Genomic DNA, 17,523 nt, shown 5'->3' with positions numbered 1-17,523 from the left:
GGATTTAGGGATGGCCGATACCTCCAGTCTGTTGACCCGCTGCCCGCACTGCGATACCCGCTTTCGGGTAACCGATGGACAGCTCAGTATAGCCAACGGCAGGGTGCGTTGTGGCCACTGCATGGAAGTGTTCGATGCACGCTCTCATGCCGATTCCGGCGAGGGGCCGGACACCGCTCCCGATACCGCCGAAACCCATGAGAGTTTCAGTGCCTCGGCGCCGGAAGACGACCTGATCTTCCAGGACAACCCCGAAGAAGATGCCGCCGAAGGCCACTATGCCGGCCAGAAGACCAGCTTCGCCGACGACGAGCTCAGCGACAGCTTCCGGGATGCTGGCATCCACGACGGCAGCCTGGATCCCATGGATGAGGACGAGGACAGCGAGGTGGACGAAAGCTGGGCCGAGGCCATGCTCCAGGAGGAGTTGCCCGATACCACCCCCGCTCGCACCAAATCCCGCTCCCCCGATCATGGAACCGGACCGGAAACCCCGCAGGAACCACCGACCTACCCCACACGCCCGGAAACAGAGCCGGAGCGGGGCAACCCGGCTGAGGTGCCTGACCGAGACCATCATGCCACGCCATATTCCACCGACGACCTGGAAATGACCGAGATCACCGCTGCACCACCTCCCAACGAGGCTCCGGCGGGACCGGGCCGTCAGCAGGATGGCGTTACCGGTGGCACCTTCCCGCCGCTGGATGACCTGTCACCCTATGAGCAGCTATCCCGGGAACCGGTGGCGGTGCAGCCCACCCGCGGAGGCAGCCTGCGTGGCTGGCTGTGGACCCTGGTCATCCTGGCCCTGATTGGCGGCCTGGTGTCCCAGGTGGCCTGGTTCCAGTTTGACCGCCTGGCGGCAATCCCCGAACTCCGGCCCTGGTATGAGCAGGCCTGTGAGTATGCCGGCTGCGAACTGGAACCGCTGGTGGCCATGGACCGCATCCAGAGCCGCAAGCTGGTGGTACGCACGGATCCGGAGAACCGCAGTGCCCTGCTGGTGGATGCGGTAATCATCAACCAGGCCGAATTCGAGCAGCCGTTCCCGTCCATCGCCCTGACCTTCTCCAACCTGAACGGCGACGTGGTGGCACAGAGCGTGTTTCCGCCGGAAGACTACCTGGCCGGGGACGGCACCGACCTGGAGGCCATGCCCCCGGGGACGCCGGTCCGCATCGCCATCAGCATCCGCGACCCGGGCCGGGACGCGGTTAACTATAACCTGCGCTTTGTTAACCGCCGTAACGACTCCTGAGGCAGTCTGATCCTGTACCGGTTCAGGGACAGCAGGCTGCCTGAAAGTCAACCAGACAGAACGAAAAATAATCAATTTTTTCCATGCTCCCGGCCTTCAATACCCTTGCCCCTGGCGGTATCATTGTCGCCCCCTGAATTTACCGCCCCGAACTGACCGACTCCCCGCCGGAGTCCGCCGGTGAGGTATGGTAGTTTCAGACGGAACGCTGGTAACCGACGACGGACACTGACGTATGCTGCCCACGGTGAAGATCGGGCCCTACACCCTGCCCAACTCCCTGGTGGTCGCGCCCATGGCCGGCGTGACAGACCGCCCGTTCCGGCTACTCTGCCGGCGCATGGGGGCGGGGCTGGCCGTGTCCGAGATGGTGATTGCCGACTCGTCCCTGTGGCATACTCGAAAATCGCGCCTGCGCCTGGACCATACCGGCGAGCCGGAACCCCGGTCGGTCCAGATTGCCGGCGGTGACGCCGACATGCTGGCCAACGCCGCCCGCATGAACGCCGCCCACGGCGCCCAGATCATCGACATCAACATGGGCTGCCCGGCGAAAAAGGTCTGCAACAAGGCGGCCGGCTCCGCCCTGATGCGGGACGAGGCACTGGTAAAGGAGATCCTCCACGCCGTCGTCCAGGCGGTGGAGGTTCCGGTGACCCTGAAGATGCGCACCGGCTGGGACCGGGACAACCGCAATGCCGTCACCATCGCCCGCATGGCCGAGGATGCCGGCATCCAGGCCCTGGCGGTGCATGGCCGCACGCGGGCCGATGCCTACAAGGGCGACGCCGAGTACGACACCATCGCCGAGGTGAAGTCCGCCGTGGGCATTCCGGTATTCGCCAACGGCGACATCACCTCGCCGCAGAAGGCGCAGGAGGTGCTCCGGCATACCGGTGCCGACGGCCTGCTGATCGGCCGGGCGGCCCAGGGGCGACCGTGGATCTTCCATGAGATCCACCACTTCCTGGCCACTGGCGAACCGGTAGCGCCACCGCCGCTGGATGAGGTGGAGAGCATCCTGCTGGAGCACCTGGAGCAACTGCACCAGTTCTACGGTGACCCCATGGGCGTACGCATCGCCCGCAAGCATGTGGGCTGGTACCTGCAGTCCCACGATGCCGGCAAACAGTTCAGAAAGCGTTTCAATACGCTGGAGTGTGCCCAGGCACAGTCCGACAGTATCCAACAGTATTTTGCAGCCTTACGAAATGGAGAGGTATTCGCAGCATGAGCGCTGAAACCCTGGCAAACGACAACCTGGCGTCTTCCGCCAACGACGACCAGCCCACCCTTCAGACGGTCAGCAGCACGGGCAACTCCGTGACCCTGCGTGACAGCGTTGAAGTGGCCCTGAAGAACTACTTTGCCCAACTCGACGGTGCCCCCGTCACCGAGGTCTACCAGCTGGTGCTGTCGGAAGTGGAAGCGCCCCTTCTGGAACAGGTGATGAAGTACACTCGCAACAACCAGACCAAGGCGTCCACCATGCTCGGGCTGAACCGCGGCACGCTGCGGAAGAAGCTCAAGCAGTACGGTCTGCTATAATCCGTTCGTCATCCCAAGGCCTCCCGGACATCCTTCGCGAGGCCTTTCCTGTTTCAAGAAGGCATCGAAAATGGCACACCCGTCTAGCACCCCTGTTCGTCGCGCCCTGATCAGCGTTTCCGACAAGACCGGCATTGTGGAGTTCGGTCGCAAGCTGGCCGACGCCGGCGTTGAACTCCTCTCCACCGGTGGCACCTTCCGGCTGCTGAAGGAAAACCAGGTGCCCGTCACCGAAGTCAGCGACTACACCGGCTTCCCGGAAATGATGGATGGTCGGGTCAAAACCCTGCATCCGAAGATCCACGGCGGCATCCTCGGACGCCGGGGCACCGACGACGGGGTCATGGGCGACCATGGCATCAACCCCATCGACATGGTGGTGGTCAACCTCTACCCCTTCGAGGAAACCGTCGCCAACCCGGACTGCGACCTGGCCACTGCCATCGAGAACATCGATATCGGCGGCCCCACCATGGTCCGTGCCGCCGCCAAGAACCATAACGACGTGGCCATCGTGGTCAACGCCTCCGACTACAGCCGGGTGCTGAAGGAACTGGCTGACAATGACGGCCACCTCACTCACGCCACCCGTTTCGACCTGGCGGTCAAAGCTTTTGAACATACCGCCGGTTACGACGGTGCCATCGCCAACTACCTGGGTGGACGCACACCGGACAACGACAACGCGGACTTCCCCCGCACCTTCAATGCCCAGTACGTGAAGGTCCAGGACATGCGCTACGGCGAGAACCCACATCAGCGCGCCGCGTTCTATGCCGAACGCCACCCGAAGGAAGCCTCGGTGGCCACCGCGAAACAGCTCCAGGGTAAGGCACTGTCGTTCAACAACGTCGCCGACACCGACGCCGCCCTGGAATGCGTCAAGCCCTTTGCCGACCCGGCCTGTGTTATCGTCAAGCACGCCAACCCCTGCGGCGTGGCCATCGGTGCCGACATCCGCCAGGCCTACGACCTGGCCTTTGCCACCGACCCCACCTCTGCCTTCGGCGGCATCATCGCCTTCAACCGTGAGCTGGACAGCGAAACCGCCCAGGCCATTATCGACCGCCAGTTCGTGGAAGTGATCATCGCCCCCACCATTGCCCCGGAGGCCGTGGAACTGGTGGCCGCCAAGAAGAATGTACGCCTGCTGGCCTGCGGCGAGTTCGATGGTGAACGGGCGAAAGCCATGGACTACAAGCGAGTCACCGGCGGTCTGCTGGTACAGGACCGTGACCTGGGTATGGTATCCATGGATGACGTCAAGGTGGTCACCAACCGCCAGCCCTCCGAGGACGAGCTCAATGACATGCTGTTTGCCTGGGAAGTGGCCAAGTACGTCAAGTCCAACGCCATCGTCTATGCCCGCGCCGGTCGCACCATTGGCATCGGCGCCGGCCAGATGAGCCGGGTCTACAGCGCGAAGATCGCCGGCATCAAGGCCGCAGACGAAAACCTGGAAGTGAAGGGCTCGGTGATGGCCTCTGACGCCTTCTTCCCGTTCCGGGACGGTATCGACGCCGCCGCTGCGGCGGGCATCACCGCCGTCATCCAGCCCGGCGGCTCCATGCGCGACCAGGAAGTGATCGACGCCGCCAACGAACACGGCATTGCCATGGTCTTCACCGGCATGCGTCATTTCCGCCACTAATCATTTCCGCCACACAAGGTTTCAGCCAGAGGACACAACAAGATGAATATCCTGATCATCGGCAGCGGCGGACGTGAACACGCCCTGGCCTGGAAAGCCGCCCAGTCACCGGACGCCGACCGGGTGTTCGTGGCCCCGGGCAACGCCGGCACCGCCCTGGAGCCTCGCCTGGAGAACGTCTCCATCGACGTGATGGACCTGGACGCCCTGGCGGACTTTGCCGCCACCCACGAGGTGGGCCTGACCATCGTCGGCCCGGAGGCGCCCTTGGTCGCGGGCATCGTCGACCGGTTCGAAGCCCGCAACCTGCGGGTGTTTGGGCCCACTGAAGGCGCGGCGCAACTGGAAGGCTCCAAGGCCTTCACCAAGGACTTCCTGGACCGCCAGAAGATTCCCACCGCCGCCTACGCCAACTTCACCGAGGTGGACCAGGCACTGGCCTATGTCCGTGAACAGGGCGCGCCCATCGTGATCAAGGCCGATGGCCTGGCCGCGGGTAAGGGCGTGATCGTAGCCATGACCCTGGAAGAGGCCGAAGAGGCCGTGCGCGACATGCTCGCCGGCAATGCCTTCGGCGACGCCGGCAGCCGCGTGGTGGTCGAGGAATTCCTGGATGGCGAAGAAGCCAGCTTCATTGTCATGGTGGACGGAGAGAACGTACTGCCCATGGCCACCTCCCAGGACCACAAAAGAGTGGGCGATGGTGATACCGGCCCCAACACCGGCGGCATGGGCGCCTATTCCCCGGCACCGGTGGTCACCGCCAATGTACACCAGCGCATCATGGACGAGGTGATCTATCCCACCGTTCGTGGCATGGCAGCGGAAGGGCGCCCCTACAAGGGGTTCCTGTACGCCGGCCTGATGATCGACGCTGCCGGCGCCCCCAAGGTGATCGAGTTCAACTGCCGCTTCGGCGATCCGGAAACCCAGCCCATCATGCTGCGCATGCAGTCCGACCTGGTTGAGCTGTGTAACGCCGCTATCGATGGCAGGCTTGATCAGTGCGACTCCCGTTGGGATGACCGCGCTTCCGTTGGCATTGTCCTGGCTGCGGGCGGCTACCCGGGCAGCTACAACAAGGGCGACGCCATTACCGGCCTGCCGGAGCAGGAAACCGAAGGCGAGAAGGTCTTCCACGCCGGCACCCGTATGCAGGGTGAGCAGGTGCTTACCAACGGTGGCCGCGTCCTCTGCGCCACGGCCCTGGGAGGCTCTGTCACCGAGGCCCAGCAACGTGCCTATGCACTGGCGGCCCGCATCCACTGGGACGGCGCTTTCTACCGAAAGGACATCGCCTTCCGGGCCATTGCCCGGGAATCCACCTGAAACTTGAGCCGACTCAAGGCCCGGTGGCTGCACCGGGCCGTGGTTCACGCTAGACTCGGTAGGTAAGTCACTGCCCAGTTTTCAGTCAGGACCCTTCCTTTACATGTCAGAAGCCCTCTGGATCACTTTTGCCTTTTCACTGGGCCTGCTCGTCAAGGGCATCGGCCTGCCACCCCTGGTGGGCTACCTGGCGGCCGGCTTCGTGCTCAGCGGTCTGTCGGAATTCACTCCCCTGGTGGTGGAGGACACGGACGTCCTGGCTCATATCGCACATCTGGGTGTCCTGCTGCTGCTTTTCACCGTGGGCCTCAAGCTGAAGCTCAAGTCTGTGATCAGCCCGGAAGTCATTGGTGGCAGCCTGCTGCACTTTGGTATTACCTGCACCATCTTCGCACCCGGGCTCTACTACATCGCCGGGCTCGACTGGAAAACCGCTATCCTGCTGGCCATCGCCCTGTCGTTCTCGAGCACGGTGCTCGCAGCCAAGGTACTGGAGGCAAAGCGGGAGTTAAGGGCTTTCCACGGTCGCGTCGCTATCGGCATCCTGATTATGCAGGACCTGATCGCCCTGGCAGTAATGAGCGTGGCGGCGGGCAAAACGCCCTCCGCCTGGGCATTGGTGGTGTTCGGGCTCCCCCTGCTGCGACCTTTCCTTCACCGCCTGCTGGACGTCAGCGGCCATGACGAGCTGCTGGTCCTGCTGGGGCTGCTGCTGGCGCTGGTCATCGGCGGCCTCGGCTTCGAAGCGGTCGGCCTGAGCTCGGAGCTGGGCGCGCTGATCTTTGGCGCCATGCTGGCCAGCCATCCCCGCGCCCAGGAGTTGTCCAAGTCCCTGTGGAGCGTGAAGGAGGTCTTCCTGGTGGGGTTCTTCCTGCAGATCGGCATCGCCGGCCTGCCGGATGGCACAGCCCTGGGCTATGCCCTGCTGGCCACCCTGGTGCTGCCACTCAAGGGCATCCTGTTCTTCTTCGTGTTGCTGCTGTTCCGGCTGCGCTCCCGCAGCAGCTTCCTTTCCAGCCTGGCACTGACCAACTACAGCGAGTTCGGGCTGATCGTCGCCAGCGTGGCCCTGCCGGATTGGCTGGTCCCACTGGCCATTGCCGTCTCCATCTCGTTTATTGTGTCGGCCCCGCTCAATCGCCTGGCCCACCCGATCTACGAGCGCCTGGCTCATCGCCTGACACCACTGGAGGGCAGTCGTCGCCATCCCGACGAACAACCCATTTCACTGGGTAATACCCGTTTCCTGGTGATGGGTATGGGGCGTACCGGTACCGCCGCCTATGACGAGCTGGCCCGATACGAGCCGGACGTGATGGGGCTGGACTCGGACCCGGCCAAGGCCGAAAAGCATGCGGCCGAAGGGCGCAACGTGGTGTTTTCGGACGCTGAGGATGTCACCTTCTGGGAGGGGCTGCACATGCCGAAACTGGAAGGGGTAATCCTTGCCATGAGCGATCTGGAGGGCAAGCTCATTGCCGCACGGATGCTGCGCAAGAAAGGCTTTACCGGCCATGTGGTGGCACACACCGGCTTTGTGGAGGAAGCGGAGAAGATCCGCGAGGCCGGCGCCGACGAGGCCTTCCTGACCATGAACGAGACTGGCGTGGCGCTGGCCAGTCACCTTCACGACCAGCACGGGCCGGCGGCGGAACGCGCCTCTAGTAGTAGCGCCTGACACAGCCTCTGAAATGCTGCGAACTTAGGTTAAGGGACACTAGCGAGGGGCGTACTCCAGCACATCGGAATGGAAGTCGCCTTCGGGCAACCCAGCTCCCACCAGTGCATCCATCAGGGTATAGACCATGACCGGTGAGCCGCTGGCCATGACCTGAACGTTCCGCCAGTCGAAGCCGGAACGCAGCACCGCATCCACCAACTGGTCATGGTGGCCACTCCAGTCGTTGTCCTCGTCATCCCCCACCACCGGCACAAAGGTGAAGGGCTCCCACTCCCGCTGCCAGGTTTCCGCCAGTTCCCGCAGGTACATGTCTTCTGGCCGGCGCACGCCCCAGTACAGGACCACGGGCTGGTCAAAACGGGTCTCGCGGAGGTAGTCCACCATGCTCTTGACCTGGGCAAAGCCAGTGCCGGCCGCCACGAACAGCAGGGGCTTCTCGGGGGCGGCCGCCAGGCAGGCCTTGCCGTGGGGCATCTCCACCGTCACTTCCGGCCCCTGGATCAGGGCATCGATCACCTTCTGGGCCGAGACCCACTCCGGCGTCGCCTGGATATGCAGCTCGACGGCCTGGGCCAGGGGGCTGCTGGCAATGGAAAAGTAGCAGGGATCAGTATCCGGCAGGTTGACGGAAAGATACTGGCCGGCGTGGAAGGAAAGCTCCCGGCGACGGTTCAGTTGCAGCTCCACACGATAGACATCGTGACTGATGGCACGTACATCGGCGACTTTGGCCTGAAAGGTCTTGGGCGGGTTCTGTCCAGCGGCCATAACGGCGTCTATCTCCAGTTCCAGGTCGGTGAGTGCCTTGGTGCGGCACATCATCAGGGATTCACCGACCATGATGGTCTGTTGGTTTCGGGTATTGAGGGCGCTACCCGAGAGCAGGCGAGCCTCGCAGATTTCACACACACCATTGCGGCACGAGGCGGGTACGGCAATGCCGGCCCGGGCGGCGGCGGTCAGCAAATCGTCGGCGGAATGACAGTCAAAGGACAATCCGGCGGGCTGCAGTAGCGCCTGTTTTACACCCGTGGCCATATCAGTCGGGGCGGTGACCGGGAAGTTCAATCCCCAGGCTGTCCCACTTTTCGTCCACCCGGCGCTTCACCTCGTCGTCCATGGTGATGGGCGTACCCCACTCCCGGTCGGTCTCACCGGGCCATTTGCTGGTGGCATCCAGCCCCATCTTGGACCCCAGCCCCGATACCGGCGAGGCGAAATCCAGGTAGTCGATGGGAGTGTTCTCCACCATGGTGGTGTCCCGCAGCGGGTCCATGCGGGTGGTCATGGCCCAGATCACGTCGTGCCAGTCCCGGGCGTTGACGTCGTCATCGGTCACGATCACGAACTTGGTGTACATGAACTGTCGCAGGAAGGACCACACGCCCATCATCACCCGCTTGGCGTGGCCGGGATACTGTTTTTTCATGGTCACCACCGCCAGCCGGTAAGAGCAACCTTCCGGCGGCAGGTAGAAATCGACGATTTCCGGGAACTGCTTCTGCAGGATCGGAATGAACACTTCGTTCAGCGCCACGCCCAGGATGGCCGGCTCATCCGGTGGCCGACCAGTGTAGGTGCTGTGGTAGATCGGGTCCTTGCGATGGGTGATTCGCTCCACGGTGAACACCGGGAACTGCTCCACTTCGTTGTAGTAACCGGTGTGGTCGCCGAAGGGGCCTTCCGGCGCGGTATCATCCGGATAGATAAAACCTTCCAGTACAATCTCGGCACTGGCGGGCACCTGCAGGTCACTCAGGCCGGCCTTGACCAGCTCCGTGCGCCCGCCCCGAAGCAGCCCGGCAAAGGCGTATTCCGACAGGGTGTCCGGCACCGGCGTGACCGCCCCCAGGATGGTGGCCGGATCGGCACCCAATGCCACCGCGATGGGGAAGGGTTCCCCCGGATGGGCCCGCTGCCACTCCTGGAAGTCCAGGGCGCCGCCGCGATGACTGAGCCAGCGCATGATCAGGCGGTTCCTTCCGATCACCTGCTGCCGGTAGATGCCCAGGTTCTGCCGTTCCTTGTGGGGGCCGCGGCTGATCACCAGGGGCCAGGTGATCAGCGGACCGGCATCCCCGGGCCAGCATTGCTGGACCGGAATGGTGGACAGGTCCACGTCGTCCTTGTCGATCACCACGTCCTGGCAGGGTGCGGAGCGCAGGACCTTGGGGTTCATCCGCATGACCTGCCGGAACAGGGGCAGCTTCTCGATGGCGTCCCGGAAGCCCTTGGGGGGATCCGGTTCCTTGAGGTAGGCCAGCAGTTTGCCGATGTCCCGCAGCGCGGTGACACTGTCCTGTCCCATGCCCATGGCCACCCGTTTGGGCGTGCCGAACAGGTTGCCCAGCACCGGCATGTCATAGCCCTTCGGGTTATCAAACAACAGTGCCGGACCGCCGGCCCGCAGGGTACGGTCGCAAATTTCGGTCATTTCCAGGTGGGGGTCCACCTCGGCGGAAATACGCTTCAGCTCACCCATTTGTTCCAACTGGGTGATGAAGTCTCTCAGGTCATTGTACTTCATGCCGGGCTCCGTTGGTTGCTCACCGCGATGTCAGCCGGTTCTGGTACGGTCGCGCCTGCTGATTGCGGAGTATGGAACAAGATGGGGGACGGCTTGTTCTGCAAACCTCGAGCAACTGCCTGAATACAGGTGCGCGTATAGGGCTGGTGGCCAGTGCCGGGGAGCCCCTCCCCGGACCGTTAAATTTTGCCATGGATGGCAAAACCGAGCCTACAGGGACGTACTAACGGCGTGTCCGGGGAGGGGCTCCCCGGTGCTGGCCCTTTCACAAGTTCCTGCGCCTGGAGCCCCCACACTGACCGGGATCAGCGACGCTTCATGGACTGGAAGAACTCGTCGTTGGTCTTGGTGTCCTTGAGCTTGTCCAGCAGGAACTCGATGGCGGCGGTGTCGTCGTCCATGGAATGCAGCAGCTTACGCAGGATCCAGATTCGCTGGATGTCGGCTTCGCTCATCAGCAGGTCTTCGCGGCGAGTACCGGAGCTACGGATATTGAGGGCCGGGTAAACCCGCTTCTCGGCAATCTTGCGATCCAGGTGCACCTCCATGTTACCGGTGCCCTTGAATTCCTCGTAGATCACCTCGTCCATCTTGGAACCGGTATTCACCAGCGCCGTGGCCAGGATGGTCAGGCTGCCACCCTCTTCCACGTTACGGGCAGCACCGAAGAAGCGCTTGGGCTTTTCCAGGGCGTGGGCGTCCACACCACCGGTCAGCACCTTGCCGGAGGACGGAATCACGGTGTTGTAGGCCCGGGCCAGACGGGTGATGGAGTCCAGCAGGATAACCACATCCTTCTTGTGCTCCACCAGGCGCTTGGCTTTCTCGATGACCATTTCCGCCACCTGCACATGACGGGCCGGCGGCTCGTCGAAGGTGGAGGCGATCACTTCACCACGGACGGTACGCTGCATCTCCGTCACTTCCTCCGGACGCTCGTCAATGAGCAGCACCATCACATGGCACTCGGGGTTGTTACGGGTGATGGACTGGGCAATGCCCTGCATCAGCAGCGTCTTACCGGCCTTGGGCGGGGAGACAATCAGACCGCGCTGGCCCTTGCCGATGGGGGCCACGAGATCCAGCACGCGGGACGTCAGGTCTTCGGTGCTGCCGTTGCCCGCCTCGAGCATCAGTCGCTCTTCCGGGAACAGCGGCGTCAGGTTTTCAAACAGAATCTTGTTGCGGGCGTTGTCCGGCTTGTCGAAGTTGATCTCATTGACCTTGAGCAACGCGAAGTAGCGTTCGCCGTCCTTCGGAGGCCGGATCTTGCCGGCGATGGTGTCGCCGGTACGGAGGTTGAAGCGGCGGATCTGACTCGGGGACACGTAGATGTCGTCCGGGCCCGCCAGGTAGGATGCATCAGCGGACCGGAGGAAGCCGAAGCCGTCCTGCAGGATTTCCAGTACGCCGTCGCCATATATGTCCTCGCCGCTCTTCGCATGCTTCTTCAGGATCGTGAAAATCACGTCCTGCTTGCGCGAACGGGCGAGGTTTTCCAGGCCCATTTCCTGCGCAATATCGAGCAATTCGGGCATGGACTTCTGCTTGAGTTCAGTAAGATTCATAGTTTGTTGATTTTCAGGAATGGAAGTAAGCGATAGTTGGGATGACAGGAAAGCCCCTGAACGGATTGATCAGAAAACGCTAGTAAATATTGATGCTGGCCAGATGGAGCAACCGGTAGTGATGGAATCCGGAAAAGTATTGAGGCCAGGGACAGGGAGAACAACCGTTCGCCAGGCAAACAGGATAATCGTCCAGACCCCGCACCCGTGTCAAGTGCCACCAACCAGTTTTTCAACAGTTTTTGAACTTTGGCGCCTGATTCCCGACGAATTCCCGGTGACACCCCGCGTGCCCCCTATTCCTGTTGGGGTATTCCCTTCCCTTGCCCGGCGCCAATACGGATACTGTAGTGCATCATCCTATTTGGCACATACAGACAGTTTTCGACGCGGAGATCGCCATGAGCAGCACACCCACCGGTGACCTGACCCCTCTCAATATTGCCCTGCTGACCGTATCAGACACCCGGGGCCCGGGCGAGGACACCTCCGGGCAGTACCTGGAGGATCAGTTGCTGGAGACGGGGCACCGGCTGGCGGCCCGGCGCCTGCTGCCCGACGACATCTACCTGGTACGGGCCCTGATGGCCCGCTGGATTGCCGACCCGGCGATCCATGCCATTATCATTACCGGCGGCACCGGCTTCCATGAACGCGACAGCACCCCGGAAGCGGTGGCGCCATTGCTGGACAAGACCATCGACGGCTTTGGCGAGGAGTTCCGGCGCCTGTCCCAGCAGGATATCGGCACCTCCACCATCCAGTCCCGGGCTTTCGGCGGCCTGGCCAACCACACCGTGATCTTCTGCCTGCCAGGCTCCACCGGTGCCTGTCGCACTGGCTGGGAAGGCATCCTCAGTACGCAACTGGACAGCCGCCACGGACCATGCAATTTCTCGGCACTGGTACAACGTAAGCCGGACCGCCCCCTGCACCGGGTTGACGAAAAGATCGGCGACAGGGCGCAGCACTGATGGCAGGCCAGAACCTGACGTCCCTCGACGACGCCCTGGACCACCTGATGGCCCGGGCCCGTACAGTGACGGAAACCCAGACCCTGCTCCTGCACCGGACCCTGGGCCGCGTGCTCGCTGAAGATATCACCGTGCCGGCGGATGTCCCTCCGGCGGACAACAGTGCAGTGGACGGATACGCCGTACGCGCTGCGGACCTGTCCGCGAATACGGTACTTCCCGTGTCCGCCCGGGTAGCCGCCGGGGAAGCACCCGGTGTACTGGAGCCCGATACGGCGGTGCGCATCTTTACCGGCTCGGAGATCCCGGCCGGGGCGGATTCCGTGGTGATGCAGGAGCGGACTGAGTCGAAGGATGGCGGTATCGCGATTACGGCCGAGGTAGAGACTGGCCAGAATATCCGTCGCCAGGGGCAGGACCTGTCGAAGGGAGCCATTGCCCTGAGTGCCGGCACACCGATCCGCCCGCAGGAAATGGGGCTGCTGGGGTCCATGGGTATCGGCGAGGTCACGGTACTGCGTCGCCTGAAAGTGGCGGTGTTCTCCACCGGTGATGAACTGGTGGAACCGGGCCGCCCGCTCCAACCCGGCCAGATCTACAACACCAATCGCTTCACCCTGAACGGCCTGCTGGAGGCAGCCGGCTGCGAGGTTACCCTTTGCGAAACGCTCCGGGATCGCCGGGAGGCCACCCGCGCCAGCCTGGAGGCCGCGGCGGACAAGGCCGATCTCATTATCACCAGCGGTGGCGTATCCGTGGGTGAGGAGGACCATGTCCGTGCCGTACTGGAAGAGGCCGGCGAACTGTCCCTGTGGCGGCTGGCCATCAAGCCTGGTAAGCCCCTGGCCTTCGGGACCATCGGCGGCACACCGGTACTGGGCTTGCCCGGCAATCCCGCCGCCGTACTGGTGACCTTCCTGGTGGCGGGCATGCCCTATATCCGCCGGTGCCAGGGTAACCACCGTTACCGCCCCCTGGGCGAGCCGCTGCCAGCCGCCTTCCCGGTGGATAAACCGTCCATTCGCCGGGAATTCCTGAGGGCACGAAAAGAACCGGGCGACAAGGGCGTAACCATCACCGCCTACCCCAACCAGAGTTCCGGGGTGCTCAGCTCCGCCTGCTGGGGCGATGGCCTGGCGGTGGTACCCGAGAACACCACCATTGCCACGGGTGATATCATTCACTATTACTCATTCAGCGAACTGCTCGGGTAGCACCATGGCCGACGATACCCTCACCATCCGTTTCTTTGCGCGTCTTCGGGAAGAGCTGGATACCGACTGCGAAACCCTGCCCTGCACCGGTGCCCAGACCGCCGGCGACCTGCTGGCGCAACTGGCCGGTCGAGGTGGCCCCTGGCAACAACTGGTGGATGGTCAGCCGGTGATGATTGCCGTGAACCAGACCATGGCCAACCCGCGGACCCCGGTGCACCCCGGGGACGAGGTGGCCTTCTTCCCGCCGGTGACAGGGGGCTGACCATGGGCGATGAGGTACGCGTAGGTGAAGCAGATTTTGATCCATCAGGGGAATATGCCCGACTGCGTAACAGCGGCGCCGGTACCGGCGCCATTGCCACCTTTACCGGGCTGGTGCGGGACAGCGGCGACCTGAGCGGGGTGACCGGCCTGTATCTGGAACACTACCCCGGCATGACCGAGCAGGTTATCGAAGACCTGATTCGCCAGGCACGGGAGCGGTGGAACCTGCGGTCCGTAAGGGTCATCCACCGGGTCGGCACCCTGAAACTGACGGACCAGATTGTGTTCGTGGGGGTCGCCAGCGCCCACCGGGAAGACGCCTTTGCCGCCTGCCAGTTCCTGATGGATATCCTCAAGACCAGTGCGCCCTTCTGGAAGAAGGAACTGACCGAGGAGGGTGAGCATTGGGTGGAGCAGAAGGATGCGGATGTTCAGCTTGGGGATCGTTGGTCCTCGTAGCCTTCCGACTTTGGGGGCTGATCCTGGGGCGGGGAGGCCTTTCTTCTGGGAAAAGAACTCGCGACGCTCAGACACCTTTTCCCGGCAGAAAGACCTCCCCACCCCGGGACTGGTCAACTGGCTGCTTTTCTCTGGTTTGCTGATATTGCCTTCAGCTCTCCAGTCGGTTGATGTTATCCAACAGCCTTTCCGGCCCGACCATAACCGGTCTTGCCCCTGCCGCTTCGGCAAAGACCATGACCTTTCTCTCGCCGTTTTCCAGTCTCTGCTCCAGCATCGGCACCGGGGTGACCGGGTAGACGCCGTGCAACGGATGCTGCCGATCCCCGCACTGGGCAATGACCGGTTCACCGGGATTGTTGCGATAGGCGTCCAGGAGTTGGCGGAAAAGGTCGGCGGTCACGTTGGGGGTATCGCAGGGTGACACCAGCACGGCATCGGCGCCCTCTTCCGCCGCAGCCCGCAGGCCCGCCAGCAAACCGGCCAGGGGGCCCTGCCACCGGAACGCTTCCGGGTCGCTGACCAGTTGGGGACTGTAGTGACGGTACGGTTCCAGGGACCGGTTGGCGCTAATCCATATTGGCGAGACGACCGGCGCCATGGCATCCAGCACCCAGGCCACCAGTGGACGGCCCCCCCAGTCCACCAGGCCCTTGTCGACACCACCCATACGGCGGCCTTCGCCACCGGCCAGGATCAGGCCGGCGATGCGGGGTGCGCGGTTTCCGTCAGCCATAAAAAAACCGCCCGTGAACCTGACGTCCAGGGGCGGCCTGGTGTCCGGTCCGGAAAATCCACGAATTCACCGGACGGTACACGGGGACCAGCAACCGATCAGAGGTTGCTGTCCAGGAAGGCGGCCAGTTGGCTCTTGGACAGCGCGCCCACCTTGGTGGCATCCACGTTGCCGTTCTTGAACAGCATCAGGGTGGGAATGCCCCGGATGTTGAACTTGGGCGGCGTCTGCTCGTTCTCGTCGATGTTCAGCTTGCAGACCTTGAGCTTGCCCTCATACTCCTCGGCAATTTCTTCCAGTACCGGCGCAATCATCTTGCACGGGCCACACCATTCCGCCCAGTAGTCCACCAGTACGGGGGTGTCGGCGCCCAGAACGTCCTGGTCAAAGGAATCGTCGGTTACGTTTACGATATTTCCGCTCATTGCTGTTTCCTGTGCTTTCATCGGGCTCCCACCAGCCAGGGGAAGGACTCGGCCCGATGCTCTGGATCTTTTGACGGTGGCAACACCGCCGCGAATAAAACGTTGGCTGTTATGAAATGACGTTGCTCATTACTTTACGCGATTTCTCCTCCACCTGTGAAGCTCTGGCAAGCGTATAGGTATGAGTCACTACCCGTTACTGACAGGCCCGTCGCGTTTCGCTTATAGTACCGGCAGCGACGTTCCACGGGCAATGCCGACTAGTGTCCCGTCTGGGTAATTCGTTAACCTACTGAGCCACTGAGGCTAACGAATTACCCAGACGGGACACTAAACAGGCTGGCAATAGGATTTCAAGACACGTGACGGCTTCAGACAATGCCAATCCTCCCGAGCTGCTTGCAGCCATCGATATGGGCTCCAACAGCTTCCACATGGTTGTTGCCCGTCAGGTCCACGGAGAAATACGCACCCTCGAGAAAATGGGCGAGAAGGTCCAGCTTGGTGCCGGACTGGATGAGAACAACTACCTCACCGAAGACGCACAACAACGGGCCCTGGACTGCCTGAGCCGGTTTGCCCAGCGCCTTAGCGGCATGCCCCAGGAAGCGGTGCAGATTGTCGGCACCAATGCCCTGAGGGTGGCCCGCAATGCCAGTTCGTTTATCGCCCGGGCCGAGGAGGTACTGGGCTACCCGGTGGAGATCATTGCCGGCCGGGAAGAGGCGCGGCTGATCTACCTGGGGGTGTCCCACACCCTGTCCGATGATACCGGGCGACGGCTGGTGGTGGACATCGGCGGCGGCAGTACCGAGTTCATCATCGGTGAGCGCTTCGAGACCCAGGCCCTGGAAAGCCTTCACATGGGCTGTGTGTCCTTCCGCAACCGCTACTTCCCGGACGGCAAGATCAGCCGCCGGCAGATGGACCAGGCGGTCACCCACGCTTCCCAGGAACTGCTCAACATCCGCTCCCGTTACCGGGAACTGGGCTGGCACAGCTCGGTGGGCTCGTCCGGCTCCATCAAGGCGGTGGCCAGCGTACTGTCCAACCTGCGCATCACCGACGGACAGATCGACCTCAAGAGCATGCGGGAGCTTCGCCGGCGGCTGATCGACATGGGCCATGTGCGACGGCTGGCGGACCTGGGCGTCCGCACCGATCGCCAGAGCATCTTTCCAGCGGGCTTCGCCATTCTGCTGGCGGCGTTCGAATCCCTGGGTATCGAGAGCATGACGTACGCCGACGGAGCCCTGCGGGAGGGCCTGTTGTACGACATCCTGGGCCGGATCCAGCACGAGGATGTGCGGGAACGCACCATCACCGCCCTGCAGGAGCGATATCACCTGGACCAGCGCCACGGCGAGGCGGTGGAAGCCTCCGCCATTGCCCTCTGGCAATCGGTGTGCCGGGACTGGGATATCGACACGCTCGCGGACGAGGAGCTGCTGCGCTGGGCCTCCCGGCTCCACGAGATCGGCCTGACCATTTCCCACAGCCAGTACCACAAGCATGGCGCCTACCTGTTGCGCTATTCCGACCTGCCCGGCTTCACCCAGCAATTCCAACTGGAGCTGGCCACCCTGGTGCGCGGCCACCGCCGCAAGTTCAACGCCTCGATCTTCGAGGATTTCTCCCCGGACGACGCCACCCGACTCAAACGCCTGTGCGTGCTTGTCCGCCTGGGTGTCCTGCTGCAACACGCACGCAACTACGATGCCCCACCGGTGGTTGTGGCCCAGGCCTCCGGGAAACGCCTGCAGCTCACCTTCGAGGAAGACTGGCTGAGTGAGCGCCCGCTGACCCTGGCGGACTTCGAAAACGAGCGGGAATACCTCGCCCGACAGGGCTTTGACCTGGTCATCCAGACCCGCTGACACACG

Annotated in this window: 16 protein-coding genes; 11 read left to right on the top strand and 5 right to left on the bottom strand. The window is 62.9% G+C overall.

What is annotated here, in order from left to right:
* Positions 1–10: 10 nt before the first annotated feature.
* The 6 genes from ACJO3T_RS10840 to ACJO3T_RS10815 all read left to right on the top strand — a co-directional run bounded on the left by ACJO3T_RS10840 (position 11) and on the right by ACJO3T_RS10815 (position 7,467).
* Positions 11–1,261 carry a DUF3426 domain-containing protein gene (locus tag ACJO3T_RS10840; protein ID WP_406978479.1) on the top strand — a complete coding sequence of 417 codons (1,251 nt, stop codon included), beginning with the start codon at positions 11–13 and terminating at the stop codon, positions 1,259–1,261.
* A gap of 238 nt (positions 1,262–1,499) precedes the next feature.
* Positions 1,500–2,495 (top strand): tRNA dihydrouridine synthase DusB, encoded by a 996-nt coding sequence (dusB, locus tag ACJO3T_RS10835; RefSeq protein WP_406964126.1) that lies wholly within the window; start codon positions 1,500–1,502, stop codon positions 2,493–2,495.
* Positions 2,492–2,809, top strand: coding sequence for a DNA-binding transcriptional regulator Fis (fis, locus tag ACJO3T_RS10830; protein WP_328187498.1), 318 nt, complete (start codon positions 2,492–2,494; stop codon positions 2,807–2,809). The genes dusB and fis overlap by 4 nt, the downstream gene beginning before the upstream one ends.
* A 70-nt stretch (positions 2,810–2,879) precedes the next feature.
* Positions 2,880–4,460, top strand: coding sequence for a bifunctional phosphoribosylaminoimidazolecarboxamide formyltransferase/IMP cyclohydrolase (gene purH / locus ACJO3T_RS10825; protein ID WP_406963661.1), 1,581 nt, complete (start codon positions 2,880–2,882; stop codon positions 4,458–4,460).
* Between the two features lie 42 nt (positions 4,461–4,502).
* Positions 4,503–5,789, top strand: a complete 1,287-nt coding sequence (gene purD / locus ACJO3T_RS10820) for a phosphoribosylamine--glycine ligase (RefSeq protein ID WP_406978478.1) — start codon at positions 4,503–4,505, stop codon at positions 5,787–5,789.
* Positions 5,790–5,892: 103 nt separating this feature from the next.
* Entirely contained in the window at positions 5,893–7,467 is a 1,575-nt protein-coding gene (locus tag ACJO3T_RS10815) for a cation:proton antiporter domain-containing protein (protein WP_406978477.1), read from the top strand.
* Between the two features lie 39 nt (positions 7,468–7,506).
* Here ACJO3T_RS10815 and ACJO3T_RS10810 read toward each other — a convergent pair whose 3' ends face one another.
* The 3 genes from ACJO3T_RS10810 to rho form a co-directional block, all read right to left on the bottom strand.
* Positions 7,507–8,508, bottom strand: a complete 1,002-nt coding sequence (locus ACJO3T_RS10810) for a 2Fe-2S iron-sulfur cluster-binding protein (RefSeq protein ID WP_406978476.1) — start codon at positions 8,506–8,508, stop codon at positions 7,507–7,509.
* A gap of 1 nt (position 8,509) precedes the next feature.
* Complete coding sequence (gene ubiD / locus ACJO3T_RS10805) at positions 8,510–9,997, bottom strand: 4-hydroxy-3-polyprenylbenzoate decarboxylase (protein ID WP_406978475.1); 1,488 nt, start codon at positions 9,995–9,997, stop codon at positions 8,510–8,512.
* 305 nt (positions 9,998–10,302) lie between these two features.
* Positions 10,303–11,565 carry a transcription termination factor Rho gene (gene rho, locus ACJO3T_RS10800; RefSeq protein WP_328187491.1) on the bottom strand — a complete coding sequence of 421 codons (1,263 nt, stop codon included), beginning with the start codon at positions 11,563–11,565 and terminating at the stop codon, positions 10,303–10,305.
* A gap of 401 nt (positions 11,566–11,966) precedes the next feature.
* On the opposite strand from rho, the gene moaB reads away from it, so the two are divergent.
* The 4 genes from moaB to ACJO3T_RS10780 are packed head-to-tail and all read left to right on the top strand — an operon-like array spanning position 11,967 to position 14,479.
* Positions 11,967–12,539: a molybdenum cofactor biosynthesis protein B gene (gene moaB, locus ACJO3T_RS10795; RefSeq protein ID WP_406963656.1), complete on the top strand. Its 573-nt coding sequence runs from the start codon at positions 11,967–11,969 to the stop codon at positions 12,537–12,539.
* Positions 12,539–13,753 carry a molybdopterin molybdotransferase MoeA gene (locus ACJO3T_RS10790; protein WP_406978474.1) on the top strand — a complete coding sequence of 405 codons (1,215 nt, stop codon included), beginning with the start codon at positions 12,539–12,541 and terminating at the stop codon, positions 13,751–13,753. Before moaB ends, ACJO3T_RS10790 begins: the two co-directional genes overlap by 1 nt.
* Before the next feature lie 4 nt (positions 13,754–13,757).
* Positions 13,758–14,018, top strand: coding sequence for a molybdopterin converting factor subunit 1 (gene moaD / locus ACJO3T_RS10785; RefSeq protein WP_406978473.1), 261 nt, complete (start codon positions 13,758–13,760; stop codon positions 14,016–14,018).
* Positions 14,019–14,020: 2 nt separating this feature from the next.
* On the top strand, positions 14,021–14,479 hold the full coding sequence (locus ACJO3T_RS10780) for a molybdenum cofactor biosynthesis protein MoaE (protein ID WP_406978472.1): 459 nt from the start codon (positions 14,021–14,023) through the stop codon (positions 14,477–14,479).
* A 151-nt stretch (positions 14,480–14,630) separates the two neighbouring features.
* On the opposite strand, the gene mobA is transcribed toward ACJO3T_RS10780, so the two are convergent.
* Both mobA and trxA read right to left on the bottom strand, forming a co-directional pair.
* On the bottom strand, positions 14,631–15,215 hold the full coding sequence (mobA, locus tag ACJO3T_RS10775) for a molybdenum cofactor guanylyltransferase MobA (RefSeq protein ID WP_406978471.1): 585 nt from the start codon (positions 15,213–15,215) through the stop codon (positions 14,631–14,633).
* Positions 15,216–15,313: 98 nt separating this feature from the next.
* Entirely contained in the window at positions 15,314–15,640 is a 327-nt protein-coding gene (trxA, locus tag ACJO3T_RS10770; RefSeq protein WP_328187483.1) for a thioredoxin TrxA, read from the bottom strand.
* Between the two features lie 362 nt (positions 15,641–16,002).
* Between trxA and ppx the strand changes: the two genes are divergently transcribed.
* Positions 16,003–17,517, top strand: a complete 1,515-nt coding sequence (ppx, locus tag ACJO3T_RS10765; protein ID WP_406963651.1) for an exopolyphosphatase — start codon at positions 16,003–16,005, stop codon at positions 17,515–17,517.
* Positions 17,518–17,523 lie beyond the last annotated feature (6 nt).

Source organism: Marinobacter shunpengi (assembly GCF_045449715.1).
Taxonomy (GTDB): domain Bacteria; phylum Pseudomonadota; class Gammaproteobacteria; order Pseudomonadales; family Oleiphilaceae; genus Marinobacter.
Note: the sequence above shows the minus strand (reverse complement) of the source record. Positions and strands in the feature narration are given on the sequence as shown.

What these genes read in the sequence shown, in the direction of transcription:
- ACJO3T_RS10840 (WP_406978479.1), top strand. Translation starts at nt 11, where the DNA reads ATGGCCGATACCTCCAGTCTGTTGACCCGCTGCCCGCACTGCGATACC.
- fis (WP_328187498.1), top strand. Translation starts at nt 2,492, where the DNA reads ATGAGCGCTGAAACCCTGGCAAACGACAACCTGGCGTCTTCCGCCAAC.
- purH (WP_406963661.1), top strand. Translation starts at nt 2,880, where the DNA reads ATGGCACACCCGTCTAGCACCCCTGTTCGTCGCGCCCTGATCAGCGTT.
- purD (WP_406978478.1), top strand. Translation starts at nt 4,503, where the DNA reads ATGAATATCCTGATCATCGGCAGCGGCGGACGTGAACACGCCCTGGCC.
- ACJO3T_RS10815 (WP_406978477.1), top strand. Translation starts at nt 5,893, where the DNA reads ATGTCAGAAGCCCTCTGGATCACTTTTGCCTTTTCACTGGGCCTGCTC.
- ACJO3T_RS10810 (WP_406978476.1), bottom strand. Translation starts at nt 8,508, where the DNA reads ATGGCCACGGGTGTAAAACAGGCGCTACTGCAGCCCGCCGGATTGTCC.
- ubiD (WP_406978475.1), bottom strand. Translation starts at nt 9,997, where the DNA reads ATGAAGTACAATGACCTGAGAGACTTCATCACCCAGTTGGAACAAATG.
- rho (WP_328187491.1), bottom strand. Translation starts at nt 11,565, where the DNA reads ATGAATCTTACTGAACTCAAGCAGAAGTCCATGCCCGAATTGCTCGAT.
- moaB (WP_406963656.1), top strand. Translation starts at nt 11,967, where the DNA reads ATGAGCAGCACACCCACCGGTGACCTGACCCCTCTCAATATTGCCCTG.
- ACJO3T_RS10790 (WP_406978474.1), top strand. Translation starts at nt 12,539, where the DNA reads ATGGCAGGCCAGAACCTGACGTCCCTCGACGACGCCCTGGACCACCTG.
- moaD (WP_406978473.1), top strand. Translation starts at nt 13,758, where the DNA reads ATGGCCGACGATACCCTCACCATCCGTTTCTTTGCGCGTCTTCGGGAA.
- ACJO3T_RS10780 (WP_406978472.1), top strand. Translation starts at nt 14,021, where the DNA reads ATGGGCGATGAGGTACGCGTAGGTGAAGCAGATTTTGATCCATCAGGG.
- mobA (WP_406978471.1), bottom strand. Translation starts at nt 15,215, where the DNA reads ATGGCTGACGGAAACCGCGCACCCCGCATCGCCGGCCTGATCCTGGCC.
- trxA (WP_328187483.1), bottom strand. Translation starts at nt 15,640, where the DNA reads ATGAGCGGAAATATCGTAAACGTAACCGACGATTCCTTTGACCAGGAC.